The sequence below is a fragment of the Neoroseomonas terrae genome (assembly GCF_018129025.1).
GTDB classification, from domain to species: Bacteria; Pseudomonadota; Alphaproteobacteria; order Acetobacterales; family Acetobacteraceae; genus Neoroseomonas; species Neoroseomonas terrae.
On record NZ_JAAEDI010000015.1, the window covers coordinates 90,398 to 116,553 of the forward strand.

The 26,156-nt window shown below is 70.7% G+C and carries 31 protein-coding genes, 1 tRNA gene and 1 pseudogene; 23 read left to right on the forward strand and 10 right to left on the reverse strand.

Annotation, left to right across the window (positions count from 1 at the left end):
- Position 1: 1 nt before the first annotated feature.
- A complete protein-coding gene (locus GXW78_RS15075; RefSeq protein WP_211869656.1) occupies positions 2-601 on the reverse strand; it encodes an anthranilate synthase component II in 600 nt (199 codons plus the stop codon).
- A 151-nt stretch (positions 602-752) separates the two neighbouring features.
- Between GXW78_RS15075 and GXW78_RS15080 the strand changes: the two genes are divergently transcribed.
- The 6 genes from GXW78_RS15080 to GXW78_RS15100 all read left to right on the forward strand — a co-directional run bounded on the left by GXW78_RS15080 (position 753) and on the right by GXW78_RS15100 (position 4,328).
- Positions 753-1,763, forward strand: coding sequence for a Bug family tripartite tricarboxylate transporter substrate binding protein (locus GXW78_RS15080; protein ID WP_211869657.1), 1,011 nt, complete (start codon positions 753-755; stop codon positions 1,761-1,763).
- On the forward strand, positions 1,760-2,962 hold the full coding sequence (locus GXW78_RS15085; RefSeq protein WP_211869658.1) for a mandelate racemase/muconate lactonizing enzyme family protein: 1,203 nt from the start codon (positions 1,760-1,762) through the stop codon (positions 2,960-2,962). Before GXW78_RS15080 ends, GXW78_RS15085 begins: the two co-directional genes overlap by 4 nt.
- Positions 2,959-3,129, forward strand: coding sequence for a hypothetical protein (locus GXW78_RS15090; RefSeq protein WP_211869659.1), 171 nt, complete (start codon positions 2,959-2,961; stop codon positions 3,127-3,129). Before GXW78_RS15085 ends, GXW78_RS15090 begins: the two co-directional genes overlap by 4 nt.
- 157 nt (positions 3,130-3,286) lie before the next feature.
- Positions 3,287-3,409 (forward strand): hypothetical protein, encoded by a 123-nt coding sequence (locus tag GXW78_RS28305; protein ID WP_272876849.1) that lies wholly within the window; start codon positions 3,287-3,289, stop codon positions 3,407-3,409.
- Positions 3,406-3,603: a hypothetical protein gene (locus GXW78_RS15095; protein WP_211869660.1), complete on the forward strand. Its 198-nt coding sequence runs from the start codon at positions 3,406-3,408 to the stop codon at positions 3,601-3,603. The genes GXW78_RS28305 and GXW78_RS15095 overlap by 4 nt, the downstream gene beginning before the upstream one ends.
- A gap of 11 nt (positions 3,604-3,614) precedes the next feature.
- Entirely contained in the window at positions 3,615-4,328 is a 714-nt protein-coding gene (locus GXW78_RS15100; RefSeq protein WP_338147752.1) for a sulfite exporter TauE/SafE family protein, read from the forward strand.
- A gap of 14 nt (positions 4,329-4,342) precedes the next feature.
- Here GXW78_RS15100 and GXW78_RS15105 read toward each other — a convergent pair whose 3' ends face one another.
- Genes GXW78_RS15105 through GXW78_RS15125 form a run of 5 tightly spaced genes read right to left on the reverse strand, consistent with a single transcriptional unit; the run spans position 4,343 to position 9,782 of the window.
- Positions 4,343-4,801, reverse strand: a complete 459-nt coding sequence (locus tag GXW78_RS15105) for an RES family NAD+ phosphorylase (protein ID WP_211869662.1) — start codon at positions 4,799-4,801, stop codon at positions 4,343-4,345.
- A 5-nt stretch (positions 4,802-4,806) separates the two neighbouring features.
- On the reverse strand, positions 4,807-5,250 hold the full coding sequence (locus tag GXW78_RS15110) for an antitoxin Xre/MbcA/ParS toxin-binding domain-containing protein (protein ID WP_211869663.1): 444 nt from the start codon (positions 5,248-5,250) through the stop codon (positions 4,807-4,809).
- A 44-nt stretch (positions 5,251-5,294) separates the two neighbouring features.
- Complete coding sequence (locus tag GXW78_RS15115) at positions 5,295-6,398, reverse strand: tetratricopeptide repeat protein (RefSeq protein WP_211869664.1); 1,104 nt, start codon at positions 6,396-6,398, stop codon at positions 5,295-5,297.
- Positions 6,379-7,893 carry an anthranilate synthase component I gene (gene trpE, locus GXW78_RS15120; protein ID WP_211869665.1) on the reverse strand — a complete coding sequence of 505 codons (1,515 nt, stop codon included), beginning with the start codon at positions 7,891-7,893 and terminating at the stop codon, positions 6,379-6,381. Before trpE ends, GXW78_RS15115 begins: the two co-directional genes overlap by 20 nt.
- On the reverse strand, positions 7,890-9,782 hold the full coding sequence (locus GXW78_RS15125; protein ID WP_211869666.1) for a peptidyl-prolyl cis-trans isomerase: 1,893 nt from the start codon (positions 9,780-9,782) through the stop codon (positions 7,890-7,892). Before GXW78_RS15125 ends, trpE begins: the two co-directional genes overlap by 4 nt.
- 389 nt (positions 9,783-10,171) lie before the next feature.
- Here GXW78_RS15125 and tpiA point away from each other — a divergent pair, with 389 nt between their 5' ends.
- The 6 genes from tpiA to GXW78_RS15155 all read left to right on the forward strand — a co-directional run bounded on the left by tpiA (position 10,172) and on the right by GXW78_RS15155 (position 14,670).
- Positions 10,172-10,891 (forward strand): triose-phosphate isomerase, encoded by a 720-nt coding sequence (tpiA, locus tag GXW78_RS15130; protein WP_211869731.1) that lies wholly within the window; start codon positions 10,172-10,174, stop codon positions 10,889-10,891.
- Between the two features lie 35 nt (positions 10,892-10,926).
- Positions 10,927-11,250 (forward strand): preprotein translocase subunit SecG, encoded by a 324-nt coding sequence (gene secG, locus GXW78_RS15135; protein WP_211869667.1) that lies wholly within the window; start codon positions 10,927-10,929, stop codon positions 11,248-11,250.
- A 90-nt stretch (positions 11,251-11,340) separates the two neighbouring features.
- Complete coding sequence (locus tag GXW78_RS15140; RefSeq protein WP_211869668.1) at positions 11,341-12,975, forward strand: CTP synthase; 1,635 nt, start codon at positions 11,341-11,343, stop codon at positions 12,973-12,975.
- Positions 12,976-13,380: 405 nt separating this feature from the next.
- Positions 13,381-14,202: a 3-deoxy-8-phosphooctulonate synthase gene (gene kdsA / locus GXW78_RS15145; protein ID WP_211869669.1), complete on the forward strand. Its 822-nt coding sequence runs from the start codon at positions 13,381-13,383 to the stop codon at positions 14,200-14,202.
- A 1-nt stretch (position 14,203) separates the two neighbouring features.
- The gene (locus tag GXW78_RS15150) at positions 14,204-14,428 is read left to right on the forward strand and encodes a hypothetical protein (protein WP_211869670.1); all 225 of its coding nucleotides are present in this window, start codon (positions 14,204-14,206) and stop codon (positions 14,426-14,428) included.
- The gene (locus GXW78_RS15155; RefSeq protein ID WP_211869671.1) at positions 14,425-14,670 is read left to right on the forward strand and encodes a hypothetical protein; all 246 of its coding nucleotides are present in this window, start codon (positions 14,425-14,427) and stop codon (positions 14,668-14,670) included. Before GXW78_RS15150 ends, GXW78_RS15155 begins: the two co-directional genes overlap by 4 nt.
- A 169-nt stretch (positions 14,671-14,839) precedes the next feature.
- On the opposite strand, the gene GXW78_RS15160 is transcribed toward GXW78_RS15155, so the two are convergent.
- The gene (locus GXW78_RS15160) at positions 14,840-15,124 is read right to left on the reverse strand and encodes a hypothetical protein (protein ID WP_211869672.1); all 285 of its coding nucleotides are present in this window, start codon (positions 15,122-15,124) and stop codon (positions 14,840-14,842) included.
- A 115-nt stretch (positions 15,125-15,239) separates the two neighbouring features.
- Between GXW78_RS15160 and GXW78_RS15165 the strand changes: the two genes are divergently transcribed.
- Positions 15,240-16,127 (forward strand): thioesterase family protein, encoded by an 888-nt coding sequence (locus GXW78_RS15165; RefSeq protein WP_211869673.1) that lies wholly within the window; start codon positions 15,240-15,242, stop codon positions 16,125-16,127.
- Here GXW78_RS15165 and GXW78_RS15170 read toward each other — a convergent pair whose 3' ends face one another.
- Positions 16,128-16,553 (reverse strand): DUF1810 domain-containing protein, encoded by a 426-nt coding sequence (locus GXW78_RS15170; protein WP_211869674.1) that lies wholly within the window; start codon positions 16,551-16,553, stop codon positions 16,128-16,130.
- A 182-nt stretch (positions 16,554-16,735) separates the two neighbouring features.
- Here GXW78_RS15170 and GXW78_RS15175 point away from each other — a divergent pair, with 182 nt between their 5' ends.
- The 3 genes from GXW78_RS15175 (at position 16,736) to GXW78_RS15185 (ending at position 20,013) form a co-directional block, all read left to right on the forward strand.
- On the forward strand, positions 16,736-18,070 hold the full coding sequence (locus tag GXW78_RS15175) for an LLM class flavin-dependent oxidoreductase (protein ID WP_211869675.1): 1,335 nt from the start codon (positions 16,736-16,738) through the stop codon (positions 18,068-18,070).
- Positions 18,071-18,124: 54 nt separating this feature from the next.
- Positions 18,125-18,961, forward strand: coding sequence for an NADPH-dependent oxidoreductase (locus GXW78_RS15180; RefSeq protein ID WP_246522234.1), 837 nt, complete (start codon positions 18,125-18,127; stop codon positions 18,959-18,961).
- A 314-nt stretch (positions 18,962-19,275) separates the two neighbouring features.
- The gene (locus tag GXW78_RS15185; RefSeq protein WP_211869676.1) at positions 19,276-20,013 is read left to right on the forward strand and encodes an SOS response-associated peptidase; all 738 of its coding nucleotides are present in this window, start codon (positions 19,276-19,278) and stop codon (positions 20,011-20,013) included.
- Between the two features lie 5 nt (positions 20,014-20,018).
- Here the strand turns inward: GXW78_RS15185 and dksA are convergent, their stop codons facing one another.
- Together dksA and GXW78_RS15195 are read right to left on the reverse strand one after the other, a co-directional pair.
- The gene (gene dksA / locus GXW78_RS15190) at positions 20,019-20,435 is read right to left on the reverse strand and encodes an RNA polymerase-binding protein DksA (RefSeq protein WP_211869677.1); all 417 of its coding nucleotides are present in this window, start codon (positions 20,433-20,435) and stop codon (positions 20,019-20,021) included.
- 142 nt (positions 20,436-20,577) lie between these two features.
- Positions 20,578-20,994, reverse strand: coding sequence for a flagellar assembly protein FliX (locus tag GXW78_RS15195; RefSeq protein WP_211869678.1), 417 nt, complete (start codon positions 20,992-20,994; stop codon positions 20,578-20,580).
- A gap of 209 nt (positions 20,995-21,203) precedes the next feature.
- Here GXW78_RS15195 and GXW78_RS15200 point away from each other — a divergent pair, with 209 nt between their 5' ends.
- The 7 genes and pseudogenes from GXW78_RS15200 to GXW78_RS28000 all read left to right on the forward strand — a co-directional run.
- Positions 21,204-22,292: a flagellar basal body P-ring protein FlgI gene (locus tag GXW78_RS15200; protein ID WP_211869679.1), complete on the forward strand. Its 1,089-nt coding sequence runs from the start codon at positions 21,204-21,206 to the stop codon at positions 22,290-22,292.
- Positions 22,292-22,627: a rod-binding protein gene (locus tag GXW78_RS15205; protein WP_211869680.1), complete on the forward strand. Its 336-nt coding sequence runs from the start codon at positions 22,292-22,294 to the stop codon at positions 22,625-22,627. Before GXW78_RS15200 ends, GXW78_RS15205 begins: the two co-directional genes overlap by 1 nt.
- On the forward strand, positions 22,624-23,025 hold the full coding sequence (locus GXW78_RS15210; protein ID WP_211869681.1) for a hypothetical protein: 402 nt from the start codon (positions 22,624-22,626) through the stop codon (positions 23,023-23,025). Before GXW78_RS15205 ends, GXW78_RS15210 begins: the two co-directional genes overlap by 4 nt.
- 406 nt (positions 23,026-23,431) lie before the next feature.
- On the forward strand, positions 23,432-23,854 hold the full coding sequence (locus tag GXW78_RS15215; protein WP_211869682.1) for a YciI family protein: 423 nt from the start codon (positions 23,432-23,434) through the stop codon (positions 23,852-23,854).
- Positions 23,855-23,857: 3 nt separating this feature from the next.
- Positions 23,858-25,153: an RNA polymerase sigma factor gene (locus GXW78_RS15220; protein ID WP_211869683.1), complete on the forward strand. Its 1,296-nt coding sequence runs from the start codon at positions 23,858-23,860 to the stop codon at positions 25,151-25,153.
- Positions 25,154-25,495: 342 nt separating this feature from the next.
- Positions 25,496-25,580, forward strand: a tRNA-Leu gene (locus tag GXW78_RS15225).
- A gap of 51 nt (positions 25,581-25,631) precedes the next feature.
- Positions 25,632-26,048 (forward strand): annotated as a pseudogene (locus GXW78_RS28000) (trigger factor); the annotation flags it as partial.
- Positions 26,049-26,156: the final 108 nt, after the last annotated feature.

The window sequence follows — 26,156 nt, forward strand, 5'->3', positions numbered from 1 at the left end:
GTCAGGCCGCGGCGGGCGCGGCGAGGCGCGCGCCGGCGAGCGTCAGGAAGTTCCGCAGCAGATCGTGCCCATGGGCGGAGGCGATGCTCTCCGGGTGGAACTGCACGCCGGAGATCGGCAGTTCCTTGTGCTTCACGCCCATCGCGATGCCGTCCTCTGTCCAGGCGGTCACCTCCAGACAGTCGGGCATGGTCGCCCGGTCGACGATCAGCGAGTGGTAGCGCGTGGCCGGGAAGGGGGAGGGGATGCCGGCGAACACATCACGGCCCTCGTGATGCACCTGCCACACCTTGCCGTGCACCGGTTCCGGCGCGCGGATGACCTGCCCGCCGAAGGCCTGGCCGATCGCCTGGTGGCCGAGGCAGACGCCCAACACCGGCAGCTTCACCTCGGCGGCGAGGCCGATCAGCGGCAGGCAGATGCCCGCCTGGTCCGGCGTGCAGGGGCCGGGCGACAGCACCACCGCATCCGGCTTCATGGCGAGCACCCCCTGCGGATCGATCGCGTCGTTCCGCCGGACCTCCACCTGCGCGCCGAGATCGCCCAGGAAGTGGAACAGGTTGAAGGTGAAGCTGTCGTAGTTGTCGATCAGGAGGATCATGGGGCGGATCGTTGGCCCCGCTGGCCGATGAAATCAAGTCAGCGCTGACTGATATCGGAGCCGGCCTCTCGCCGCGCCCCGAATCGCGTATGGTCGCGTACCAAGGCGGCGCCGCAACGATCGGCGATCGCCCAATATCCAGGAGGAAACGATGACGCTGCTGTCTCCGGGCGGTCCAGGCCGCGCGACCGTGAAGGCGCTGGGGCGCCTCGCCTGCGGGCTGGCCGGGCTGCTGGCCGTGGCGGCGGCCGCGCCCGCCCGCGCCGCCGACCTGCCCGACCGGCCCATCCGCATCATCGTGCCCTTCACCCCGGGCGGGACCAGCGACATCGTCGCTCGTGTCCTGGCCGAGGCGGCCGGGCCACATCTGCCGCGCGGGGCGGTCATCGAGAACCGCGGCGGTGCGGGCGGCAATATCGGCATGGCCGAGGCCGCGCGTGGTGCAGCCGATGGCAGCACGCTGATCCAATGCGCCTTCGGCCCCTGCGGCGCCAATCCGGCGCTCTACACCAACCCGGGCTACGACCTGCTGAACGACTTCGCGCCGGTCATCCTGACGGGCGCGGTGCGGAACGTGATGACGGCGCGGCGGGAGTTGCCGGCCCAGAACGTGCAGGAATTCATCGCGCTCGCGCGGCGGCAGACGCTGTCCTTCGCGTCCTCGGGCGTCGGCGCGTCGAACCATCTCGGGCCGGAGCTGCTGAGGTCGATCACCGGGATCGAGATGACGCATGTGCCCTATCGCGGATCGGGCCCGGCGATCACCGACCTGGTCGCGGGGCGCGTCGATGTGTTTTTCGACAATTTGCCCTCCATCCTGCCGCATATCCGCTCGGGCACGGTGCGGGCACTGGCGGCGGTGAGCGACCAACGCATCCCGGAACTGCCCGACGTACCGACCTTCGCGGAACAGGGCGTGCAGGGCATGGCGATCGATTCCTGGTTCGGCTTCATGGCGCCGGCGCGCACGCCGCCGGCCGCGATCGCCGCGCTCAACGCCGCCTTCGCCCGCGCCTTGCAGGACCCGGCGGTGCGCACGCGCATGGCGGAACTCGGCGCCACGCCTCTCGGCGGCACGCCGGAACAGATGGGCGCGCATGTCCGCGCCGAGGCCGCCCGCTGGGCGGAAGTGGTCCGCAAGCAGGGAATCCGCGCCGAATGAGCCGCATCACGAGCATCCGCACGATCCGGATCGCCGAACGCCCCAACCTCCTCTGGGTCGAAATCACTACGGATGAGGGGCTGACCGGCCTCGGCGAGGCCTTCCGCGGCGCCGCGGCGGTCGAGGCCGTCATCCACGAAAGTGCGGCACCGCTGCTGCTCGGTAAGGATTCCCGCAACATCGAGGGATTCTCGCGCGCGCTGCTCACCCCCTATGTCGGCTTCGGCGCGTCCAGCGCCGAGGTCCGCGCGGCATCCGCCATCGACATCGCGCTGTGGGACCTGATGGGCCAGCGCCACGGCATCCCGGTGCATGAGGCGCTGGGCGGCCGCGCCCGCGACCGGGTCCGCAGCTACAACACCTGCGCCGGCTACGACTACAACACGAAGTCCGCGCAGCGGCGCGACATCGGCGCCGCCGACGAATCGCGCGGCCCCTATGACGACCAGGTCGCCTTCATGCGCGATGCCGGGGTGCTGGCGGAAAGCCTGCTCTCCGAAGGCTTCAACGCCATGAAGATTTGGCCCTTCGACATCTACGCGCCCGCCACGCAGGGCGTGTCGATCACGCTGTCGGACCTCAAGAAGGGCATCGAGCCCTTCGCGAAGATCCGCCGCGCCGTGGGCGACCGGATGGAGATCATGGCCGAGCTGCACTCGCTCTGGTCGATGCCCGCCGCCTTCCAGATCTGCAAGGCGCTCGAGGAATTCGACATCACCTGGGCGGAAGACCCCATCGCCAAGATGGACGACGTCGCCTCGCTCGCTGAGCTGCGCCGTGCCGTCCGCACGCCGATCTGCGCGAGCGAGACGCTGGGCGGCAAGGTCGCCTTCCGCGACCTGCTGGTGGCGGGGGCGACGGACATCGTCATGCTCGACCTCGCCTGGTGCGGCGGGCTGACGGAAGCGCGCAAGATCGCTGCCCTGGCCGAGGCGTGGTCGCGCCCCGTCGCGCCGCATGATTGCACGGGGCCGATCACGCTGATCGCCTCCGTCCACCTCGCCATGCACGCGCCGACCGCGATGTTCCAGGAGGTGGTGCGCGCGACGCTCGCGACGTGGTATCGCGACCTCGTGACGGAGCTGCCGCGCGTGGAACAGGGCTGGGTGCTGCCGATGGAAGGTCCGGGCCTCGGGGCGAGGCTGCTGCCCGCCGTGGCGCAGCGTGACGATGCGATCCTGCGGGTCAGCGCTGCGTGATCGATGACGTGCCCGGCATTCCCTGGGTACAGCCGCTGGTCCTGGCGCTGCTGCTGTTCGGCGGGCTGGCGCTGCGCCGCTGGGGAAGCGGCCGGGCACCGGCGATCGGCATGGCGCTGCTGGGCTCGCGGTCGGCGTCGCCACCGGCTGGTTCACCTGGAGTTTGACGCAGGCGCTGGCGCTGATCGAGCCGGGCTAGCGACCGCGCTCGTGCCCTGCCTCTCGATCCTGTGGCGAGACCTGTGTATGCCGGCGCCGCCCGGCAGGCCGGCGCGGCGGGAACTCCGCGGCGCCCCGCCTGCCACGGCATCGAAGCGAGCAATCATGATGACGAGCCTGCGCATGACGATCACGACAGGGATGGCCGGCGAGCGGATCGCGCTGCCGGTCCGGCCCGCAGGGGTGCGGTGGCGCTGGCGTGCGATGCAGGGGATGTCCCGCGCATGATGGCCGCCCTCGACGCCATGCCCTGGGCGATGCCCGCGCTGCTGACGCTGTTGGTCGGAACCGGCGCGATCCTGCGGCGCGGACACGGTGCGGGGCGCAAGCGCGCCGCATCGATCGTGATGGGCGTTGCGCTGGCGCTGGGCGCGGTCTGGATCGTGGCGAGCATCGCGCTCGCGCTGCGCGCCATCGACTGATGGACGGCGCCGTGCTGGCGACCGCGCTGGTCGCCGCGGTGGCGGGTCTGGCGCGCGGCTTCTCGGGATTCGGCGCCGCGCTGATCTTCATTCCCCTCGCCAGTGCGCTGCTCGGGCCGCGCATCGCGGCGCCGCTGCTGATGCTGGTCGACAATGTTCTCGCCGCACCGCTGGTCCCGGCGGCCTGGCGGCAGGCGTCGCGTCGCGAGGTCGCCATGCTGACCGCCGGCACGCTGGTCGGCACGCCGATCGGCGCCTGGCTGCTGCTGCATGGTGACCCGCTGACGCTGCGCTGGGCGATGAGCGGCCTGGCGCTGGCGATGCTCGCCTTGCTGGTGTCGGGCTGGCGGTACCAGGGGAAGCCGTCGCTGCCGACGTCGCTGGGCGTGGGAGCGACGGCGGGGCTGTTCTCGGGCGCGGTGCAGATGGGTGGGCCGCCGGTGGTGGCCTACTGGCTCGGCGGCGCCATCCCGGCCAGCCGCGTCCGCGCGAACATCGTCCTGTACTTCGCGGCGAGCGGGCTGATCAGCGCGGTGGTGTATCTGCTCGGCGGGCTGCTGACGGTCGAGGTGGTGCAGCAGGCCCTGGTCATCGGCCCTGCCTACGGGCTGGGGCTGCTGTGCGGCAGCCGGCTGTTCGGCCTCGCGAGCGAACGGCTGTTCCGCAGCATCTGCTTCCTGCTGATCGCCGCCGCCGCGGTGCTGGGGGCGCCCGTCTGGGGGTAGGGATCGCCGTGCCGCTATGGCCCCGGAATGCCGAACAGCCGCGGATCCCACTCGACCCGCACGGGATCATCCACGACGATCCGGGCGGCGTCGGGATGCAGCGGGTTGATCAGGTAGTTCGCTTCCTCGGGCACGATCACCGACGGCACGCGCAGCACGGCCGTGCGGCCGGACACCGCCCAGGCCGTGCCCGCCGCCATGGCGGCCGGGCTGTCGATTTCCTGCCACCCGTGCGGCAGCGTGGTCAGCTCCTCGATGGGCAGGTCGTCCGGGATGGTCGCGGTCACTGCATGGCGCGGCGCGGCCATGTCGCCGCCCTGTACCAGCACCTCCAGCATCGCCAGCGCCTTGCTGGATGCCGCGTAGATGACCGGCACGCCGACCGCGTTCCAGCGACCGCCGACCATCGCTGCATCCGCGCCCGACCACAGCGGATGCGCCGCCCGGGTGATCCGCACCACGCGCGTCGGCACGCCTGTCAGGCCGGCAGGTCGTAGAGGATGTTCGCCAGCAGCCGCTCGGCGTGCCGCGCCCCGATCTCCGTCCTGGCGAGTTCCAGCGGCGTCATCCGCCCCAGCATCGGATGCGCGGTGGTCAGCCAGGCGACGCCCTTGGCGCGGTCGCCGAAGGCGCGCTCGGCGAGGGCCGTCAGCCGTGCCACGCGCTGCACGCGCTCCCCCGCCGCCAGTGGCAGCGGCCCTGGGCGCTTCATGGTCGAGACGGAGGTGAACAGCGCCGCGAAATCCTGGCTCGGCATCACATCGGCGAAGAAGCGGGCGAGATGGGCCACCGCCGCCTTGGGCACGCCGTCCAGGATGACCTTGTGCAGGTCGAGCATCGACTGCACGGGGGCCTTCAGCACCTTCTCGCCGCCCATCGTCTCGGCGATCGCGTGCGGCTCGATCAGGGTGATGGCGTTCATGTGAGCCAATATGGGAGCTCACATGGTCTGGGGCAAGATAATCCCTACGCGGCCGCCGGCGGCAGGTTCCTCGTGTGGACCAGCAGCGCCGCCTGCCGGGCCGCCGCCGCCCAATCCGCCGTGCCGTCCGGGCAGCGCACCAATCGTACCGTCGGGTACCATACCGGCACCTCCGCCGCGTGCAGCCAGCGCCAGTCCGCGTTTCGCCCGTGCGTCAGCATCAGCGTCGGCCGCCCGAGCGCCCCGGCCAGGTGCAGCACGGCGGTGTCGACCGCCACGACCAGGTCCAGCGCCTCGATCGCCGCCGCGGTGTCCAGGAACCAGTCCGGCCCGCCATCCATCTCCGGCCCCAGACGGTCGAGCGGGAAGGGAGCCTCCTGCTCCTCGCCCGGTCCCTTCTGCAGCGCGAACAGCCGCACGCCGGGCAGCGCTGCGATGGGCGCGAAGGCGGCGAGCGGCGCCGAGCGGTTGGCGTCGACCGGCGCCGCCGGATTCCCCTGCCAGACGATCCCGACGCGGAAGCCCTGCCCGCCGATCCGTGCGCGCATCCGTGTCAGCCGGTCCCGCTCCGCCGCCAGATAGGGGATCCGCCCGCGATAGTGCTGCGGCGACAGGCCGAGCGCCCGCGGCAGGTTCAGCAGGGGCAGCCAGGCCCTGACGCCGGCGATGCTGCCGGGCGCGGTGCTCGACCGCAGTTCCATCCCCGCCGTCAGCGGCGCCAGCAGGTTGTGCAGCCGCGGGTCCAGCACCGCATGCACACGGATGCCCCGCGCCGCCAGCAGCGGCAGGTAGCGCGCGAACTGGATGGTGTCGCCGAGCCCCTGCTCCCCCATCACCAGCACGGCTTCCGGCTGGCCCTGGCCGCGCCAAATCGGCAGCGGCTCCGCGCCGCCATCCGGCCGTCGCCGCGTTACCCGCGGAAAGGCGGAGGGCAACAGCTCGAAGCGGATCTCGTAGGTATCCCAGGCCTCGTTCCACAGGCCGGCCTGGAACAGGCACCGGGCGAGGGCGGCCTGTACCGGCGGATGTCCCGGCACGAGCGCCGAGAGGTTGCGCAGGGCCGCCACGGCTTCCAGCGCCTGCCCGCGAGCGCGGGCATCCTCGGCAAGGGCGAGGATCGCCGAGACGTCAGGCGTTGCCGCGCTCACGCTTGCCCGCGGCGAAGCGTACCGCTTCCTCGGCCGCGCGGAACAGCGCGCGCGCCTTCTGGTGTGTCTCCTCGTATTCCGCCTTGGGGTCGGAATCGGCGACCACGCCCGCGCCCGCCTGGACGTGCATGATGCCGTCCTTCACCAGCGCGGTGCGCAGCGCGATGCAGGTGTCCATGCCGCCATCGGCGCCGAAATAGCCGATGCCGCCGGCATAAAGGCCGCGCCGCGACGGCTCCAGTTCCTCGATGATCTCCATGGCGCGGATCTTCGGCGCGCCGGTCAGCGTCCCGGCCGGGAAGCCGGCGGCGTAGGCATCCAGCGCATCCAGCCCGTTCCGCAGCCGCCCCTGCACCTCCGACCCGATATGCATGACCTGCGAATACCGTTCGATCTGGAACTGCGCCGTCACCTTCACCGAGCCGATCGCGGCGACGCGCCCGACATCGTTGCGGCCGAGGTCGAGCAGCATCAGGTGCTCGGCCCGCTCCTTCGGGTCGGCGAGCAGTTCGAGCTCCAGCGCGTGATCTTCCTCCGGGGTCGCGCCGCGGCGGCGCGTGCCGGCCAGCGGCCGCACCGTGACCGTGTTGTCGCGGCAGCGCACCAGGATCTCCGGGCTCGCCGCCACCACCGAGAACCCGCCGAAATCCCCGAACACCAGGAAGGGCGCCGGGTTGATCCGCCGCAGCGCCCGATACAGCGAGAAGGGCGGCAGCGCGAAGGGCACGGAGAAACGCTGAGACGGCACGATCTGGAAGGCATCGCCCGCGCGGATGTACTCCTTCGCCTTCTCCACCGCCGCGATGAAGCTCGCCTCGGTGAAGTTGCTGTCGGGCTGGGCGAGCTTCGGCAGCACCGCCGGCGGGGCAGGGCGCGGCACCGGCCGGTCGAGCGCCGCCTCGGCCTCATCCAGCCGCGCCTCGGCGGCTTCCAGCGCCGCGGTCGGCTCCCCGCCCGGCCAGACCGGCGCGCAGAGCGTCAGCGTGTCCCGCACATGGTCGAAGATCGCCATCAGGGTCGGCCGCGTCAGCACAGCGTCCGGGATGCCGAGCACGTCCGGGTTGGTCTCTGGCAGCTTCTCGATCAGCCGCACCATGTCGTAGCCGAGATAGCCGAACAGCCCGGCCGCCATCGGTGGCAGGCCCGGCGGCACCGGCATTCGGGCGGCCGCGATTACCCGGCGCAGGCTGTCGAGCGCCGGGCCGGGTTCCGGCTCGAAGGCATGCGGTGCGGACAGGGCGTGCCGATTGATCTCCGCCTTGCCGCCCTTGCAGCGCCACACTAGGTCCGGTGCCAGGCCGATCCCCGAATACCGCCCGCGCGCCGCTCCCCCCTCGATCGATTCCAGCAGGAAGGCATTGGGCTGCGCCCCGCCGGTCAGCTTCAGGAAGGCGCCCACGGGCGTGTCGAGGTCGGCGACGCGCTCCCGCACCAGCACCGTGCCGCGCCCGGCCTCCAGCGCCGCGCGCGCCGCCGTGTAGTCGCTGCCGCTCATCGTCCGGTCACCTGTTCGAGCAGCTGGGTGTTCACCCGCACATTCGCCCGCGCGCGGATCGCCGCCGCGAACTGGGCATCGAGCTCGTCCTGCATGGTCTGCTCGATCTCGCTGCGCACGCGCGCCCGCGCGGCGTCGTCGCTGGTCGGGTCGAAGGGGGTGATGCTGGTCAGCTGCGCCACGGCGAAGCCGTCCCGCGTCTCGACCATGGACGCGCCGTCCTGGGTCAGTTCGAACAGCGGCGCCACCAGTTCGGGCGGCATCGGCGCGGCGAGCGCCGGGTCGCGCGTGACCGGACCCATCTCCTGCACCGTCAGCCCGGCTTCCGTCGCCGCCTCGGCGATCGGCTTGCCGCCCCGGACTGCGGCGAGAAGCGCGGCCGCCCGCTCCTCCGCCGCCCGCCGCCGCTGGTCGGTCAGATAGGCGGCGGCGACCTCGTTCTCGACGCTCGCCAGTGGTCGCAGCGCGGGGGGGACGATCTCTCGGATCTGGATGGCGACGAAGGCGTTGCCCATCTCGGTCATGCGCGGCGCATCGCCCTGCCGTGCGGCGAAGATCGCCCGCAGCAGCGCCGGCCGCTCGCCTTCGGCCACCGGTAGGGTGACGGCGGCGTTCTCCTGGTTGCGGCCATTCGCATCGAGCGTCGCATCGGTCAGCGTCAGGCCGAAGCGTTCCGCCACCTCCGCCAGCGGCGTCCCGCCGGCGAGCGCGTCCTCGACCCGGTTTGCGCGTTCATAGGCGATGTCGAGTGCCCGGTCGTGCGCGACGGCGCGGCGCAGCTCGTCCCGCACATCGGCGAGCGTCCGCCGCGTCTCGGGCTCGATCTTCTCCACCTTGATGACGTGCCAGCCGAAGGGGCTCTGCAGCGGATCGGTCACCCCGCCTTCCGGCGCCGCGAAGGCCGCCGCCGCCACCGCGGCGTGCGGCAGCGACGCGCGGTCGAGCAGGCCGAGATCGGCCGCCCCGCCGTCGTCGGCGCGGGCCTGATGCTCGATGGCTTCGAGAGTGGCGCCGCCCCGCCACGCCTCGGCGATGGCGCGCGCCTGTTCCTCGTTCGGCACCACGGCCTGGTAGATCAGGCGCCGCTCCGGTGTCTCGTATTGTGAACGGCGTTGCTCGAACGCCTGTTCCAGATCGGCGTCACTGACCGAAACCTCTCCGGACAACGTCTCGGCCGACAGCGCCAGCACCGCGACCTCCCGGTACTCCGGCGAGGAGAAGCGCGCCGGATTGTTCTCCTGATACCGCTGGAGCTGCGCCTCGGTCGGCGTTTCCGGCGCCGGCATGGCGGCCCTGGTGATCAGCACAACCTCCGCCGTCCGCCGCTGGAAGGCCCAGGCGAGCAGCGGCCCGGTCATCGCATCGGGCGCTGCCGCCCCGGAGCGCACCGCGCCGGCCAGTTGCTCACGCAGCACCTCATCCGACATCACGGTCAGGAACTGCTGCTCGTTCAGCTCGTTGTTGCGCAGGAAGCTGTCGAAGACGAGGCGCGAGAAGCTGCCATCGGCCCCGCGCAGCCCCGGAATGGCGAAGACCGCGTCGCGCACAACCTCGGGCGGCGCCGCGAGGCCCTGACGGTGCGCCTCGGTTCGCAGCGAATATTGCTGGACCAGCCGCTCGAGCGCCGTGGCCGCCACCGCTCGGCGGATATTCTCATCGGGCTCGAAGCGGTTGCCGAGCTGGCGGGCGATGCGCGACATCTCGCGCCGCGCGGCGGCCTGGGCCTCCGGCAGCTCGATCGCGCTGTCGCCGACGCGCACGACGGCGCTGTCGCGGCCGAAATTCCGCACGACGTCCTCGATACCCCAGACGAGGAAGGAGGCCAGGAGCAGCATGAAGAGGAGCTTGGCGGGCCAGGTGCCGGCCAGGCGGCGCATTGCGGTGAGCATGCGCGCGTGATTAGCCGGGCAGGGGGCGGGACGGAAGGGGCGGGGGCGTTTGGCGGCGCAGCAGGGGTTGGAAAGGGGCTCCGCCGCTCTCCAGACCTCGCCCCGCCAAAGGCCGAAAGGCCCTTGGAAACCTTCACCTGTGCCGGGCAGGACAACCGCCTGGCAAGGGTGAGGGTCGCGCTGTGCACGGTGCGGGGTCATCGCGGGCATCGCGCCCGGAGCGCGGCCCCTTCACCGCCGAGCACCAAGTAAGGGTTTCCGAAGGCCTTTCGGTCTTTGGTGGATGGGCAAGGCCCATTCCGAGTCCACCCCCAGCCATGGACAGCCCGCCCCCTCGCCGCTAACCGAATGCTGTACGAGAAGGGGAGAAGTCGCCCGTGACGCCTGGACTGCGACCGCTGATCGCCGGGAACTGGAAGATGCACGGCACGCTGCGCGAGGCCGTGACCCTCGCCGAGGCCGTCCGCGCCGGCGCCGGGGGCATCTCCGCCGAGCTCCTGGTCTGTCCGCCGGCGCCCTACGTCCATCCGGTCGCCGTCGCCATGCTCGGCCAGCCGGTCGCGGTGGGGGGGCAGGACTGCCATCTCGCCGTGAAGGGTGCCCACACCGGCGACGTCGCCGCCCCCATGCTGCGGGATTGCGGCGCGACCTATGTCATCCTGGGTCATTCCGAGCGCCGCGCCGACCATGGCGAGACAGATGCTGTGGTGAAGGCCAAGGCCGTCACGGCCATGGCCCATGGCCTGACGCCCATCATCTGCGTCGGCGAAACGCTGGCCCAGCGTGAGGCGGGGCAGGCCGAGGCGATCGTCCGCGCCCAGGTCGCCGGCAGCCTGCCGGACGGCTTTGCGGCGGCCGGGGGCGTGGTGGCCTATGAGCCCGTCTGGGCCATCGGCACCGGCAAGACGCCGTCCGAGGCCGATATCGCCGCGATCCACGCCACCCTGCGCGAAGCCGTGGGCGGGACGACCCGGCTGCTCTACGGCGGCTCGGTGAAGCCCGGAAACGCGGTGGCGATCCTGGCGCTGCCGCATGTGGACGGCGCCCTGGTCGGCGGGGCGAGCCTGGTCGCGGAGGATTTCCTGGCCATCGCCCGCGCGGCGGGGTAGCCGCAGCCCTTGGTCTTCTATAGAAGCGCGCCGCCATGACCACCGTCCTGCTCGTCCTGCACCTTTTCATCGCCCTGGCCCTGATCGGCCTCGTGCTGCTCCAGCGCAGCGAGGGTGGGGGGCTCGGCATCGGTTCCTCCCAGGGCATGGGCGCCTTCATGGGCGGGCGCGGCACGGCCAATCTGCTGACGCGGGCCACCGCGATCTGCGGCACGCTGTTCTTCATCGTCGCACTGGTCCTCGCGCTGATGACGCGCGGGGCGAGCCAGCAGAGCCGCTCGATTCTCGATTCGCCGCCGCCCGCGAGCGCCCCGGCCGCCCCCGCGGTGCCGGCGCTGCCCGCCGTGCCGAACAACTAGACCCGTCGTTTCAACCACTTCCGGGCGCGTGGCCGCCCTGCGCATCGCGCGGGTGGCGGTGACGCGCGCGGCTTGTTATGGAGGCCGCCCATGGCGCGGTTCGTATTCATCACCGGCGGCGTGGTCTCCTCCCTTGGCAAGGGTATCGCTTCCGCCTCCCTCGGCGCGTTGCTTCAGGCACGCGGCTATAAGGTCCGGCTCCGGAAGCTGGACCCCTATCTCAACGTCGATCCGGGGACGATGTCCCCGTATCAGCATGGCGAGGTCTACGTCACCGACGACGGTGCCGAGACCGACCTCGATCTCGGCCACTATGAGCGTTTCACCGGTGTCGCGGCCGCCAAGCTCGACAACTGGACGACGGGGCGCATCTATTCGGATGTGATCGCGGCGGAACGTCGCGGCGATTACCTGGGCGGTACTGTTCAGGTCATTCCGCACATCACTGACAAGATCAAGGAAGTCATCCAGGCCGAGACGGACAATTACGACTTCGTCCTGGTCGAGATCGGCGGCACGGTCGGCGACATCGAGAGCCTGCCCTTCCTCGAGGCCATCCGGCAGCTCGCCAATGAACTGGGCCCGCAGCGCGGCCTGTTCATGCACCTGACGCTCGTGCCCTACATCCCCTCCGCCGGGGAGCTGAAGACCAAGCCGACGCAGCATTCGGTGAAGGAACTTCTCGGGCTCGGCATCCAGCCGCAGATCCTGCTGTGCCGCTGCGACCGGCCGATCCCGGAGAATGAGCGCCGCAAGATCGCGCTGTTCTGCAATGTCCGCCCCGAAAGCGTCATCCCCGCCCTCGATGCGAGCTCCATCTACGAGGTGCCGCTGAAGTACCATGAGGAAGGGCTCGACCAGGAAGTGCTGCGCCATTTCGGCCTCTCGGCCTATGGCGAGCCGAACATGGCGCGCTGGGAACGCATCGTGCACGCGTTCAAGCAGCCGGAAGGCGAGGTGACGATCGCCGTCGTCGGGAAATACACCAATCTGCTCGACGCCTATAAGTCGCTCGCGGAGGCGCTCGCCCATGGTGGCATCGCGCACAACGTGAAGGTCAACCTCGATTGGGTGGACAGCCAGATCTTCGAGAATGACGGCGAGGCCGTCGCGCGGCTCGAGAAGGTGAACGGCATTCTCGTCCCCGGTGGCTTCGGCGAACGCGGGGCGGAAGGCAAGATCGAAGCCGTGCGCTTCGCGCGCGAGCGGAAGATACCGTTCTTCGGCATCTGCTTCGGCATGCAAATGGCGGTGATCGAGGCGGCGCGGAACCTGCTCGACATCAAGGGCGCGTCCTCGACCGAATTCGGCCCGTGTAGCGAGCCGGTGGTCGGCCTGCTGACTGAATGGCTGCGCGGCAACGAGGTGGAGCGCCGCAACCTGAGCGGCGACCTCGGCGGGACGATGCGCCTCGGCGCCTATCCGGCGAAGCTCGCGGAAGGCTCTCTCGTGCGCGCTGTCTATGACGATAAGGGCACCATCGAGGAACGTCACCGGCACCGCTACGAGGTGAACGTCGCCTACAAGGACCGGCTGGAGGACGCTGGGCTGCGCTTCTCCGGCATGTCGCCCGACGGCGTGCTGCCGGAGATCGTGGAGTACCCGGACCACCCCTGGTTCATCGGCGTGCAGTATCACCCCGAGCTGAAGTCGAAACCGTTCCAGCCGCATCCGCTGTTCGCGGGTTTCGTGGGGGCGGCGGTGAAGCAGGCGCGGCTGGTCTGATAGCCGGGCTCGCCCTGGCTAAGGCCCGCGGGCCATACGAATGACTGGCCTGGTCGATCGGAGAAGGGCTCTGCACTCCTCCGAGCCTCCACCCGCCAGGTGCTTGGAGCACCTGGACCGCACACTGTTGGTTCCCGGCAGCGGGTCCGCCACCCCTTCAGGCGCGCGCCGGGCGCAGGGCCGGGTTTCGGCTCCGTTCCTGACCGTTGCGCACGGCGCCAGGTCGAGGTTTGCAAAGGCCCTTCGGCCTGGGGTGAGTCCGAGAGGGGCAAGGCCCCTCTCGGTTCCACAGCGGAGAACCAAGGGCCATCAGGAGCGCCCCCGCCTTGCCCGGGAAGATGGCGGGGCGGATAACTGAATTCCTCGCGTGGCACGGCTCGGCCGCCTGCGCATCCGGAGCAAGCAATGCGTCACGTCTCGATCGGCCCCATCACCATCGGCAACGACCTGCCGGTCGCCTTCATCTGTGGCCCCTGCCAGATCGAGAGCCGCGCGCATGCGCTGGAGACGGCCGCCGTGCTGCAGGAGATGGCCAAGGCTGCCGGCGTCCCGCTGATCTACAAATCCTCCTTCGACAAGGCGAACCGGACGTCGGTCTCGGCCGCGCGCGGCATCGGCATGAAGGAGGGCCTCGCCATCCTGGCCGAGGTCCGTGAGCGCACCGGCCTGCCGACGCTCACCGACGTGCACCTGCCCGACCATTGCGCGCCGGCGGCCGAGGCGTGCGACGTGCTACAGGTCCCGGCCTTCCTGTGCCGCCAGACCGACCTGCTGCTCGCCGCCGGCGAGACCGGCCGGGCGATCAACGTGAAGAAGGGCCAGTTCCTCGCTCCATGGGACATGAAGAACGTCGCGGCGAAGATCGCCTCCACGGGCAATGAGAACATCATGCTGTGCGAACGTGGCGCGTCCTTCGGCTACAACACGTTGGTCGCGGACATGCGTTCCCTGCCGATCATGGCCGCCACGGGGTATCCGGTGGTGATGGATGCGACGCATGCGGTTCAGCAGCCGGGCGGTCAGGGCACTTCCTCGGGCGGGCAGCGGGAATACGCACCGGTCATGGCCCGGGCCGCCGTCGCGGTCGGCGTCGCGGCGGTGTTCATCGAGACGCATGAGGATCCGGACCGCGCTCCGAGCGACGGCCCGAACATGATCCCGCTGCGCGAGATGCCGGCGTTGATCGCGCGGCTCAAGGCGTTCGACGCGCTGGCCAAGGCGGGCTGACGTGCTTCGGCGCGCCGTCGCCTTGCTCCTCGTGGTCGTCGGCGGCGCCACCTTCATTCATGCGATGGCGGGCTTCGGTGGCGGCGAGGCGGTTGCCGTGCTGGGCCTGTTCGGCATCGCGGTCGGTGCCAGCCTCGCCTGGAACGGCTCGCGCATTCCGCCCGACCCGAAGGGGGACGGCATCCATTCCACGACTTCCTGGGACGGCGGAGACGACAGCCGATGATGGCCCGCCCGCCCGGTCTGCCGCCCATGCCGCAGCGGCCCATCCCCGCGATCCTGCTGGCCGCCGCGCTGGCGGCGGTGTTGTGGTTCTCCCTGCCCGCGGCGCTGCGCGTGCTGCGCGAATCCGGCTGGCACTGGGAGACGGTGCTGGTCGTCGCCGGCTCACACGCCGTGGTGGTCGGCGCGCTTGGCTGGATTGCCTGGCTGTTCTGGGCAGGGCGGCGGCCGGGGGATGGCGGCTGACGCGCGTCGGGCCTGGACGCGCCGCAGGATCCCAGTTCGAAGCCGCGTGAGCTCACCGTACGTTGTAGGTCGCCGACGGATTCGGCGAAGGCGTCGCGCCGCGCGCGATATGCCGTTCACATCATCCAGTCGAGAACCGGCGGGCCGGCGCGGTGCCCGAGTCGCGGCGTCAGATCATCTGGCCGCGCAGGAAGCCGAGGGCGGGCAGCGGCGTCCACTTCCTCGGCAGGTCGGAACGGCGGATGGGGGTGACGGAATAATGCGGCACGGGCTGCTTCGCCCGCACCAGCCAATCGGCATAGGCGTTGACCTGCTGGTCCCGCCACGCGCGGTCGTCCAGCGCCTGCGCGCGGGAGCGGAAGACCTCCGCTACGCGGCTCTTGCGCCCGACCGTCGCCACGACGGCCCAGAGCGTGTCCTCCTCACGGGATCGGACGCTGACGAGAGTCCCCACGGGGGCAGCGTGGCAAATCAGGCAGGCAGGGGTCAAGCGGCTGGGCCTGGCAGGGACGCCTTGCCGGGCGCCCCGCGTCGCGCTGATCTGCGGTCACAGACGTGGGAGTGGAAGTGTGATCGTCATCGGCCGGGGCAGCGTGCAGCAGGAGGAATGCGACGTGATGGGGCACATGAATGTGCGCCATTACGTCGCGCGCGCGGCGGATGCGCTCGCCTGGCTGGCGCTGGAGGCCGGATTGCCGCCATCGCGCGGCCGGCTTGCGGTGGTGGACCAGCATCTGCGCTTTCTTCGGGAACTGGCGCCCGGCACGCCGTTCATCATCCGCGGCGGGGTGCTTCGGCTGGGGGTGGACCGGCTGCGAACCGTGGTCGAGATCCGCAATAACGCCGCGGATGCGCCGGCGGCGACGCTGGTGACGGACCTCGGCGTCTGGGCGGGGCCGGAGGGCGGTCTGGCGGCGCTGCCGGCAGAACTGGAGGCCCGGTCGCTGCTCGTCGAGATGCCGGCGCATGCCGGCCCGCGGGGCCTCGGCTTCGATCCGCCGGCGCCTTTGCCGGACCGCGCCGCGGCGCAGGCGATGGGGCTGACGGAAGGCTATCGCGGCGCCGTCCGCCCCCATGAATGCGACCCGGATGGCACGATGCGCGCCGATGTCATCATCGCCCGCATCTGGGATGGCGTGCCGAACCTGCGCAACCGCGGCACCGGCCTCGGCATCAAGGAAGAAGGGATGGGCTCGGCTGCGCTGGAATACCGGGTCGCGCAGTTCCAACCGCTGCGCGCGGGGCAGTTGCTGACCGTGTGCAGCGGGCTGAAGGCGCTGGGTGAGAAGACGACGACCTGGACGCACCTGGTCCATGACGGTGAGACCGGCGTCATCGTCGCCGCGGCCGAGGCGGTGGGCATCGCCTTCGACCTCAAGGCTCGCAAGGCCGTGGCCATCCCGGCCGAACGCCGCGCCGCGCTCGAATCGCTGCTGGTCCGGGGCCTCGGGCTGTAGTCACCCGGCGGCGAGCAATTCCGTGGTCAGCGGATCGGGTTCGCTGCCGCAGAAGATCGCGAGCGCCTCCGGGAAGATCGCGGCGGGGTCGGCCTTCGCGAACAGCGTCATGCAGGACCGGAACTTCATGTCGTCCGGACTGCCGAGGATGGCTTGGAGGCTGCGGTCCCGATGGGTGCAGACGAGGCCCGTGCATTCCAGCAGGCGCGGCCCGAGCAGCGGATGCGTCAAATAGGCCTGCGCCTCGGCCAGCGAGGCGATGCCGTAGTGCACGGCCGTCGTGCTCCGCCCGAGCGCGCGAAGCTGTGGAAAGACGAACCACATCCAATGCGTGCGCTTTCGCCCGGCACGAAGCTCCTCACGCACAGCCGCAAGCACCGGCGCCTGTGCCGTCACGAAGCGGTCGAGGTCGAAGGGATCCTGCATGTCGACCATCATAGCCGCCGGCACAATCCCGCCGCGCCTCCAATTCGGGCGCGATCGGTCCTCATCCGCTGCCGGACCAGCATTCGCAGGATGGGCCATGCTGCCGTGTTCGTGCTGTCCTGCTGACAGACAGAAAAAGGAGGGGGTCCGGGGGAGTTCTCTCCCCCGGCCTTATCTGCCCGATGCGCGAAATCCGCCTGAACGCCTTCGACATGGCCTGTGTCGGGCACATCCAGCAGGGCCTATGGACGCATCCGCGCGACCGCTCGCCTGACTATCTGACGCTGGGCTACTGGACCGACCTGGCACGCCTGCTGGAACGCGGGCTGTTCGACGGCCTGTTCCTCGCGGATGTGCTCGGCGTCTACGACGTGCATGGCGGCAGCCAGGATGCGGCGATCCGGCATGGCGTGCAGATCCCGCTGCTGGATCCGATGCTGCTGGTGCCGGCGATGGCGGCGGTGACGTCGGATCTCGGCTTCGGGGTGACCGTCAATCTGGCGTGGGAACCGCCGGCGCTGCTCGCGCGGCGCTTCTCGACGCTGGATCACCTGACCGGCGGGCGGATCGGGTGGAATATCGTCACCGGGTATCTGGACAGCGCGGCGCGGGCGATGGGGCTCGACCGGCAGATGGCGCATGACGACCGCTACGGCATGGCGGACGAGTTCATGGCCGTGGCGTACCGGCTGTGGGAGGAATCCTGGGCTGCGGATGCGGTGAAGCGGGACCGGGCCGCGGGGCTGTACGCAGACCCGTCGCGGATCGCGCGGGTGCGGCATGAGGGGCGGCAATACCGGCTGGACGCGCCGCATCTGGTGGAGCCGTCGCCGCAACGGACGCCGGTGCTGTACCAGGCCGGGGCATCGGAACGCGGGCGGGAGTTCGCGGCGACCCATGCGGAATGCGTGTTCATCAATGGCGGGCCGAAGGCGCATGTGGCGGGTCTCGTCGCGGATCTGCGCCGCCGGGCAGGGGGGCGGCCGATCCGGGCGTTCATGGGGGCGACGCTGATCGTCGGGCGGACGGAAGCGGAGGCGCGCGACAAGCTGGAGGACTACCGCCGGCATGCGAGCGTCGAGGCCGCGCTGGTGCATGCGTCCGCATCGCTCGGCATCGATCTGGCGCGCTTCGGGATGGATGACGAACTGCCATCGTCGTCGGAGGCAATCCGGTCGAATGTCGAGGCGCTGCGCGCTGCCGCGCCGCGCGCGACGAAGCGGGCGCTGATCGACCGCATGGTGCTGGGAAGCCGCCAGCCGCCGATCGTCGGCAGCGTCGAGGCGGTGGCGGAGACGCTGATCGGCTGGGTGGATGGTGCCGATATCGACGGCTTCAACCTCTCCCGCACGGTCACGCCGGAATGCCTCGATGATGTGGTGACGATGCTGATCCCGGCGCTGCAGGAACGCGGGCGGTACAAGCGAGGCTACGCGCCCGGTACCTACCGGGAGAAGCTGTTCGGTGCCGGGCCGCGTCTGGCCGCGCCCCATCCGGCCGCTGCCGTAGCCCGGTGACTTGCCCGAATGTCGCTGGACGCTAGGGTTCGTCCCATCACTCCGGGGAAAACCATGACGATGGACGGAAACCAGATGCCCGCCGCCGCGGCGGCAATGACCGCCCGCTACGGCGCCGGCGCCGAGCCCAAGGCGGGGCCGTGGAATGAGACGCTGGCGGTACTGATGTCGCATCGTTCCGTTCGTGGCTTCAGAACGGATGCGCCGCCGGAAGGCACGCTCGAGACCCTGGTCGCGGCGGCGCAGTCGGCCGCGACATCGTCCAACCTGCAGACCTGGTCAGTGGTGGCCGTCGACCGGCCGGAGGTACGCAAGGAAATCGCCGCGATCGCCGGCAACCAGAAGCATATCGAGGTCTGTCCTATCTTCCTCGTCTTCCTGGCCGACACCTCGCGCAACGGGCGTCTGGCGCAGGAGGCGGGGGTGGAACTCGCCGGGTTGCCATACCTCGAATCCTTCCTCGTCTCCTCGATCGACGCCGCGCTCGCCGCGCAGAATACTGTGGTGGCGGCGGAGAGCCTGGGCCTCGCGAATGTCTATATCGGCGCGGTGCGCAACGACGTGACACGGGTGGCCGAGCTGCTCGGCTTGCCGCCGGGCGCGGCGCCGGTCTTCGGCCTATGCATCGGCTACCCGCTCCCGGGGCGGGAAGGGGAGGTGAAGCCCCGCCTGCCGCAGGACGCTATCCTGCACCGGGAAACCTACGACGCGGCCGATAGCGGACACCGCGCCGCCTATGATCCGCGCATGGAAGAATTCTCCCGCCGGCAGGAAATGGCGGGCAGCACCTGGTCCCAGCGGGTGATCGCGCGGCTCGGGACGTTCAAGGCGCTGCACGGGCGCGAGAAGCTAAAGGAGAAGATCATCGGGCTCGGTTTCCCGCTGCGGTAAGCGCAGGGACCGCGTCGGGCAGATCGGAGGGGCTCTGCCCCTCCGAACCTCCCCGCCAGGATGCTGGGCATTCTGGACCGCATTCTGTTGGTGCCGGGCAGCAGGGGTGCGGCGACCCGTTGTGCGCGGGGGCTGCGGGACTGCCAGCCGCGCCAGGTCGAGGTTTGCAAAGGCCCCTCGACCTTTGCTGGGGTGGTATGGAGGGGCAAAGCCCCTCCAACTGCGAAATGGAAGGAACGCGGGTCCCACATCGACCGAGCCAGACGCTGCGCCCCTCTCCCATCGACGGGCGGCCCGGCTATGCTCCCCGGACCATGTGCGGCCGATACTTCCAGCAACGCTCCTCCGGCGAGATCGCCGCGCATCTGGGCGTCCAGACCGCGATCCCCAACCTGCCGCCGTCCTTCAACAAGGCGCCGACGCAGGACGGCCTCGTGGTGCGCCGGCACCCGGAAACAGGGGAGGCGCACCTCGATGTCCTCCGCTGGGGCCTGGTGCCGCACTGGGCGAAGGATGCCTCGGGGGGGGCGCGGATGATCAATGCGCGCGGCGAATCGATCGCCGGGAAGGCGGCCTTTCGCGACCCCTTCCGCAAGCGCCGCTGTCTCGTGCCGATGGACGGCTTCTACGAATGGCGGAAGCACGGCGCCGCCAAGCAACCCTTCGCCTGCGCGTTGCGCTCCGGCGGTCCAATGGTCTGCGCCGGGCTATGGGATGGCTGGAAGCAGCCGGAGGGGGAATGGCTGCGCAGCTACACCATCGTCACCTGCGCCTCGGCCGGGCGGCAGGCGCTGCTCCATGAACGCATGCCGGTGATCCTGCCGCGGGAAGCCTGGGACCGCTGGCTCGACCCGACCGCGGGCGATACCGAGTTGCTGGGGCTGCTCAAGCCAGCCGAGGATGCGCTCCTCGGCTTTTGGCCGGTGCCGACGCGGGTTGGCCGGGTGGCAGAAAACGACGCCGGGCTGATCGCGCGCGACCCCTTGGCGGTCGCACCGCCGGAACTGGACGATCCGCCGCCCGGCCAGGCGCCGTTCGCAGGGGTCGCCTGACGCGTTCAGTCGTCGCGGTGGACGCGTTCCATGCGCTCGTGGCGCTCCTGCGCCTCAATGCTCATGGTGGCGATGGGGCGGGCTTCGAGGCGGCGCAGGCCGATCGGCTCTCCGCTTTCCTCGCAGTATCCGTAGGTCCCGGTTTCGATCCGGTCGATCGCCTGATCGATCTTGCTGATCAGCTTGCGGGCCCGGTCCCGGGTGCGGAGTTCAAGGGCGCGGTCGGTCTCGACACTGGCGCGGTCCGTCAGGTCGGGTTCCGCGATCCCGCCTTCGGAGAGGGAGGAGAGTGTCTCGCCTGCCTCCCTGAGCAGGTCCTGTCGCCACTTGAGGAGCTTCTGCCGGAAGTACTCCAGCTGAAGCGGGTTCATGAACTCCTCGGCGTCCGAGGGGCGGTAGTCCGGCGGCAGCGTCACGAGCATATCTATCCATTCCCCCGGGCCGAGGGTGCTCCCAGCTCCGATCGGAGCAGGCACCCCCCCTCGATGCGGGCGGAACATAGACGCGTGCCATGGCGAAAGCCAAGAGGGGAGAAAGCGACAAATCCCTGAAACAGCGCGCTTTTCAGTCCGATGACGCGGCGGGGTCCAGGCCGTGGCGTGCAAGTTCCACCCTGGCGCGCAGCCGGATCGCCGTAAGGACGGCAGCCAGGGCGGGATCGGCCGCCTCCGCGCCAGTCGGCAACGCGGCCAGGCGGTGAAGGGCGGCCTGGTCCAGCGCACCCTCCAGCACCCCGATCTGCAGTTCGCGAAGCGACAGCAGCAGGGCATCCGCCTGCTGCCGGGCGCGGGCATCGCGCTCGGCCGCGGGTCCCGACTCCTGCAGCGCCAGCAAGCCGAGCGGCTGCGCCGGCACCGCGCCCTGGGTACCGGCGGCCGCATGGGCCCTGACCCCACCCAGGCTGAAGCTTCCCCGCCCGCTACCTGTCGGCCGCGTCCTGCCTCCTGCCAAACCACCCGACACGCCCCGAACGCCAACCATGGCCCTTCCCTTCCGCCCCACCGGCAATCCCCCGCCGGTTCCCGGCAGATACTGCCGGCCGACTCGGCTGCTATCGCTGGCACGGCCCTTGCGCCGACCACGCCAGCCCGGCGACTGCCGTGGCACCGGTTCGATCAGCCGCGCCGCGCCGCCAAGCGCGGCCTGGGAGGAGCATCTTGGCCCCCAATGCTTACGCGAGAACAAAGAAGATGGTGGCCTGCCTGGCGCTGGCCCTCGGCCTGGCGATGCCGGCCGTCGCCCAGGTCCGCATTAAGGACATCGCCGATGTCGAGGGCGTGCGCGACAATCAGCTGGTCGGCTACGGCTTGGTGGTGGGGTTGAACGGCACGGGGGACCGGCTGCGCTCGGCCGTCTTCACCCGGCAATCGCTGGTCGGCATGCTCGAACGGCTCGGCGTGAACACGCGCGACAATGAGCGCCAGCTCGATACGCGCAACGTCGCCGCCGTCATGATCACCGCCAACTTGCCGCCCTTCGCTCGGCCGGGCAGCCGGATCGATATCTCGGTCTCGGCCCTGGGCGACGCGACGAACCTGACCGGCGGCACGGTGCTGGTCACGCCGCTGCTCGGCGCGGATGGGGAGGTTTACGCCGTCGCGCAGGGCGCCGTCGCGACCGGGGCGATCAGCGCCCGCGGCGCCGGCGCTTCCGTCACCCGTGGCGTGCCGACCGCCGGCCGCATCGCCAATGGCGCCATCGTGGAGCGGGAGGTGCCGTTCCAGCTCGCCGCCCGTGATCGCGTCCGCCTGTCCCTGCGCAACCCGGACCTGACGACGGCGCGGCGCATCGCCTCGGCGATCAACGGGGCGCTGCGCGGCGAGGTCGCTGCCGCGACCGATTCCCGCACCGTGACCGTCGCCCTCGGCGGCCGATCCCCGGTCGATTTCCTCAGTCGCATCGAGCAGCTCCGCGTCGAGCCCGACCAGGTGGCGCGCGTCGTCATCGACGAAGCCTCCGGTACCATCGTCATGGGCGCGAATGTGCGGGTCTCCACCGTCGCCATCGCGCAGGGCAACCTGACGATCAGGGTGACGGAGACGCCGCAGGTCAGCCAGCCCAACCCGCTGGCGCAAGGGGAGACGGTCGTCGTGCCGCGCACCTCGATCGAGGTGGACGACCAGGCCAACCGCCGCATAGGCGTGCTGCCGCGCGCCGTCACGCTCGACCAGCTCGTGCGCGGTCTGAACAGCCTCGGCGTCGGCCCGCGCGACCTGATCACCATCCTCCAGGCCATCAAGGCCGCCGGCGCCCTCCAGGCCGAGCTGGAGGTCCGCTGATGGACACGCCCACCATCGCCCCGGTTCAGCCGCGCCCGTTGCGTGCGCCCGGTGCTGCCGGCAGCGACGCCGCCATGCGCCGCGCCGCCCAGGATTTCGAGGCCCAGGCGCTGGGCATCCTGATGCAGCCGATCTTCGCCACGGTGGATACCGCCGGGTCCCGCTTCGGCGGCGGCGCGGCGGAGGCGCAGTGGCGGCCCCTTCTCGTCGATGCCTATGCCGCCGCCGCCGTGCGGTCGGGCCATGGCATCGGCCTCGCCGACGCCGTGCTGCGGGAACTGCAACGCCTCCGCGGCGCGGACACCACCCCCAATACGGGAGAAATTACCCCATGATGGACAGCCTGATCCTGGCCGGCCAGCGCCTCGCCGAGGCCCTCCGCGCGGAGAACGACGCGCTGGCGCAGCTCGACCTGCCCCGTGCCGCCACGCTCGCGACCAGCAAGATCGCGGCGTCGGACGCCTTCGCCGCTGCCTACGCGGCGCAGGCGAAGCATGGCTCGGCGCCGGAGGGGCCGATCCGTCAGGCGGCCGCTCTGCTGGCCCGCCGGCTGGAGGAGCTAGGGCAGGAGAACCGGCGCCTGCTGGAACGTGCCGTGGCGCTGCAATCCCGTGTCATCGAGACGATCGCGGGCGCCGCCCTGCAACGCAATGCGCCAATGGGTTACGCGCCGGCGAACCATCGCCCGCCGGGCGGGGCGGCACCGGCGCTGACGCTGTCGGCGCGCGTTTGAGGCGTGTCGGGGCAGCGGCGGTCGGAATTGAAGGGGCTTTGCCCCTCCAAACCAACCCAGCAAAGGCCGAAAGGCCTTTGCAAACCTCGACCTGGCGCCGGGCGCCGCTGGCAGACTGGACGGCGGAATCCGCCCTTGCGCACGATACGCGCTGGAGGCGGCGATGTTTCCAGGCACGCCCAGCGCCAGGAGATTGCGGTCCAGGTGCTCCAAGCACCTGGCGGGGTGGTTCGGAGGGGCAGCGCCCCTCCGACCTTAGGTCGCGCCACGCACCGCCGCGCGGCGAGGCGCGGAACCGGACGGGCAGCGCGATGTTTTTCACGCCACCCTGTCGATTCAGCCCGGCCTCGTTCGTCGTAGGGTCAGGGCGGCCGCTGGGGTCGTCTGCGGAGATGGAGACGGAACGATGCGCGTGATGGTGCTGGTGAAGGCGACCGAGGACAGCGAAGCGGGCGTGCCGCCGACGGTCGAACTGTTCGAAGCGATGAGCAAGTTCAATGATGAACTGGCCAAGGCCGGCGTCATGCTGGCCGGCGAGGGGCTGAAGCCGTCCTCCCAAGGCAAGCGCGTGGCCTTCGACGGGCCGGGCCGCAGCGTGATCGACGGGCCTTTCGCCGAGACGCGGGAGCTCGTCGCCGGCTTCTGGTTGTGGGAGGTGCGAGACATGGCCGAGGCCGTCGAGTGGGTGAAGCGCTGTCCCAACCCGATGTTCGGCCCGAGCGAGATCGAGATTCGGCCGGTCTATGAGGCCAGCGATTTCGGCGAGCTGATCGAGAAGGGCATGGCGGACCAGATGGAGCGCCTGCGCCGCCAGACCGGCGGGAACTGAGCTGTGCCGCCGCCGGGGCAGGGGGCCGCGGCGGCGGCCGTCGAGGCGGTGTTCCGCATCGAGCGGGCGGCGCTGATCGGCGGCCTGCTGCGCCTGGTGCGGAATCTCGATGTCGCCGAGGATCTGGCGCAAGATGCCATGGAAGCGGCGTTGGCGGATTGGCCCCGCGGCGGCGTGCCTGAGCGGCCGGGCGCTTGGCTGATGGCCACGGCCAAGCGCCGCGCCATCGACCGCTTCCGCCGCGACCGCATGCTCGGCCGCCGCCATGCCGAGATCGGGTGGGAAGGCGAGGTGGCGCAGGACGTCGCCGGCGCCATCGATGCCGCGTTGGATGACGGGATCGGCGACGAGGTGCTGACGCTGGTCTTCACCGCCTGCCATCCCATGCTGCCCCCGGAATCCCGCGCCGCGTTGACACTGCGCCTGATCGGCGGGCTGACGGTGCCGGAGATCGCCCGCGCCTTCCTGTCCAACGAGCCGACGATCGCGCAGCGCATCACCCGCGCGAAGCGCAGCATCGCCGAGGCGGGGCTGGTCTATGAGGTGCCGCGGGGTGCGGCGCTGGCGGCGCGTCTCGCCTCGGTGCTCGAGGTGCTCTACCTGATCTTCAATGAGGGCTACGCCGCGACGGCGGGTGAGGCGCTGACGCGGCCGGACCTGTGTGCCGAGGCCTGCCGCCTCGGCCGCATCCTGGCTGCCGCCATGCCGGCGGAACCCGAGGTCCAAGGCCTCCTGGCTTTGATGGAGCTGCAGGCGTCGCGCCTCGCGGCGCGTAGCGGGACGGATGGCGCCCTCGTGCCCTTGCCCGCGCAGGATCGCCGCCGCTGGGACCGGACGCGCATACGGCTTGGCCTGGCCGCGTTGGCGCGGGCCGAGGCGTTGGGCGGTGCGGAAGGTCCTTATGCCTTGCAGGCTGCGCTCGCGGCCTGTCACGCGCGTGCGCGGACCGCCGACGCGACCGATTGGCCGCGCATCGCCGGGCTGTATGACCGGCTGCTGGCCGCGATGCCCTCGCCCGTGGTGGCGCTGAACCGCGCGATCGCCCACGGGATGGCGTTCGGCGCCGCGGCAGGGCTGCGGCTGCTAGCGGTGATCGAAGAGAAGGGGGCCTTGCGCGGCTATGCGCCATTGCCAGCGGCGATCGGCGATGCGCTGTTCCGGCTGGGGCGCCGAGGCGAGGCGAAAGTTGCCTTCGCCGCAGCGGCCGGGATGACGCGCAACGAGCGGGAACGAGATTTCCTGTTGGGCCGCGCGGCGGATTGCGTAGCGCCGTCCGGGCGGGGGTGCGACGCCCCATGATGCCGACGCCTCATGCCCGGAGCGATCCTGCGGCGTGAGGGATGGCCCTGCGGGTCGGCTCGTCGATCAGGCCAGTTGGGTCGGTTTTTGGTCGAAATCGTAATGAAAGGCCGGCCGGAAGCCGGGAAGGCTGGTATCGCCCGGTCCGGCGAGGTGAGGGCAGCCACGATTTTCCGCATGAATGGCGAATCGTACCGGCGGATCAGGATCACGGGATGGCTCCTTTCCGCGGGGCAGGGCGGCGGGCCGGCCCGTCCGGACCGTCATCGTCCAGCCATGCCTTGGAAAGACGGCCGTCCTGCGCTACAGACCGCGCCTCTCCGCCGCGCGGCGCCTCTGCGGGCGGGCGTGGTGGAACTGGCAGACACGCCGGATTTAGGTTCCGGTGGCGCAAGCCGTGGGGGTTCGAATCCCTTCGCCCGCACCAACAGGCGCCGCCGGTTGTCTCTAAGCCTTCGGATTGGATGGACGTCCCTCGATGCAGGTCACCGAGCTCGCGAATGACGGGCTGAAGCGCGCCTACTCCGTCACCGTCTCCGCGGCGGATCTTGCCGCCTCGCGCGACAAGCGGCTCGCCGAGATCGCCAAGACCGCCACCATGCCGGGCTTCCGCCCGGGCAAGGTGCCGATGTCGGTGGTGAAGCAGCGCTACGGCTCCGCCGTGCTGGGGGAGGTGCTGGAGCAGTCCGTTTCCGACACCTCGCGCCAGGTGATCACCGATCGCGGCCTGAAGCCCGCGATGCAGCCGAAGGTCGAGCTGACGAGCTTCAACGAGGGCGCCGACCTCGAATACCGCATGGATCTCGAGATCCTGCCGGATGTGCCGATGCCGGATTTCTCGGGCATCGAGCTGGAGCGCCTGAAGGCCGAGCCGGCCGAGGAGGCGATCGACAAGGCGCTTGCTTCCATCGCCGAGCGCAACGGCGAGCTGGCCGATGCCGAGCCGCGCGCCGCGACGAAGGGCGACATCCTGGTCAGCGACTTCACTGGCCGCCTGCCGGCC

Coding starts and splice junctions, on each gene's coding strand:
- GXW78_RS15080 (WP_211869657.1), top strand. CDS start 753: ATGACGCTGCTGTCTCCGGGCGGTCCAGGCCGCGCGACCGTGAAGGCG.
- dksA (WP_211869677.1), bottom strand. CDS start 20,435: ATGCTCGTGACGCTGCCGCCGGACTACCGCCCCTCGGACGCCGAGGAG.
- kdsA (WP_211869669.1), top strand. CDS start 13,381: ATGCGTCACGTCTCGATCGGCCCCATCACCATCGGCAACGACCTGCCG.
- GXW78_RS15085 (WP_211869658.1), top strand. CDS start 1,760: ATGAGCCGCATCACGAGCATCCGCACGATCCGGATCGCCGAACGCCCC.
- GXW78_RS15205 (WP_211869680.1), top strand. CDS start 22,292: ATGGACACGCCCACCATCGCCCCGGTTCAGCCGCGCCCGTTGCGTGCG.
- GXW78_RS15185 (WP_211869676.1), top strand. CDS start 19,276: ATGTGCGGCCGATACTTCCAGCAACGCTCCTCCGGCGAGATCGCCGCG.
- GXW78_RS15125 (WP_211869666.1), bottom strand. CDS start 9,782: ATGCTCACCGCAATGCGCCGCCTGGCCGGCACCTGGCCCGCCAAGCTC.
- GXW78_RS15180 (WP_246522234.1), top strand. CDS start 18,125: ATGACGATGGACGGAAACCAGATGCCCGCCGCCGCGGCGGCAATGACC.
- GXW78_RS15170 (WP_211869674.1), bottom strand. CDS start 16,553: ATGCAGGATCCCTTCGACCTCGACCGCTTCGTGACGGCACAGGCGCCG.
- trpE (WP_211869665.1), bottom strand. CDS start 7,893: ATGAGCGGCAGCGACTACACGGCGGCGCGCGCGGCGCTGGAGGCCGGG.
- GXW78_RS15140 (WP_211869668.1), top strand. CDS start 11,341: ATGGCGCGGTTCGTATTCATCACCGGCGGCGTGGTCTCCTCCCTTGGC.
- GXW78_RS15195 (WP_211869678.1), bottom strand. CDS start 20,994: ATGGTTGGCGTTCGGGGCGTGTCGGGTGGTTTGGCAGGAGGCAGGACG.
- GXW78_RS15200 (WP_211869679.1), top strand. CDS start 21,204: ATGGTGGCCTGCCTGGCGCTGGCCCTCGGCCTGGCGATGCCGGCCGTC.
- secG (WP_211869667.1), top strand. CDS start 10,927: ATGACCACCGTCCTGCTCGTCCTGCACCTTTTCATCGCCCTGGCCCTG.
- GXW78_RS15095 (WP_211869660.1), top strand. CDS start 3,406: ATGATGGCCGCCCTCGACGCCATGCCCTGGGCGATGCCCGCGCTGCTG.
- GXW78_RS28305 (WP_272876849.1), top strand. CDS start 3,287: ATGATGACGAGCCTGCGCATGACGATCACGACAGGGATGGCCGGCGAG.
- GXW78_RS15210 (WP_211869681.1), top strand. CDS start 22,624: ATGATGGACAGCCTGATCCTGGCCGGCCAGCGCCTCGCCGAGGCCCTC.
- GXW78_RS15110 (WP_211869663.1), bottom strand. CDS start 5,250: ATGAACGCCATCACCCTGATCGAGCCGCACGCGATCGCCGAGACGATG.
- GXW78_RS15215 (WP_211869682.1), top strand. CDS start 23,432: ATGCGCGTGATGGTGCTGGTGAAGGCGACCGAGGACAGCGAAGCGGGC.
- GXW78_RS15175 (WP_211869675.1), top strand. CDS start 16,736: ATGCGCGAAATCCGCCTGAACGCCTTCGACATGGCCTGTGTCGGGCAC.
- GXW78_RS15075 (WP_211869656.1), bottom strand. CDS start 601: ATGATCCTCCTGATCGACAACTACGACAGCTTCACCTTCAACCTGTTC.
- GXW78_RS15155 (WP_211869671.1), top strand. CDS start 14,425: ATGATGGCCCGCCCGCCCGGTCTGCCGCCCATGCCGCAGCGGCCCATC.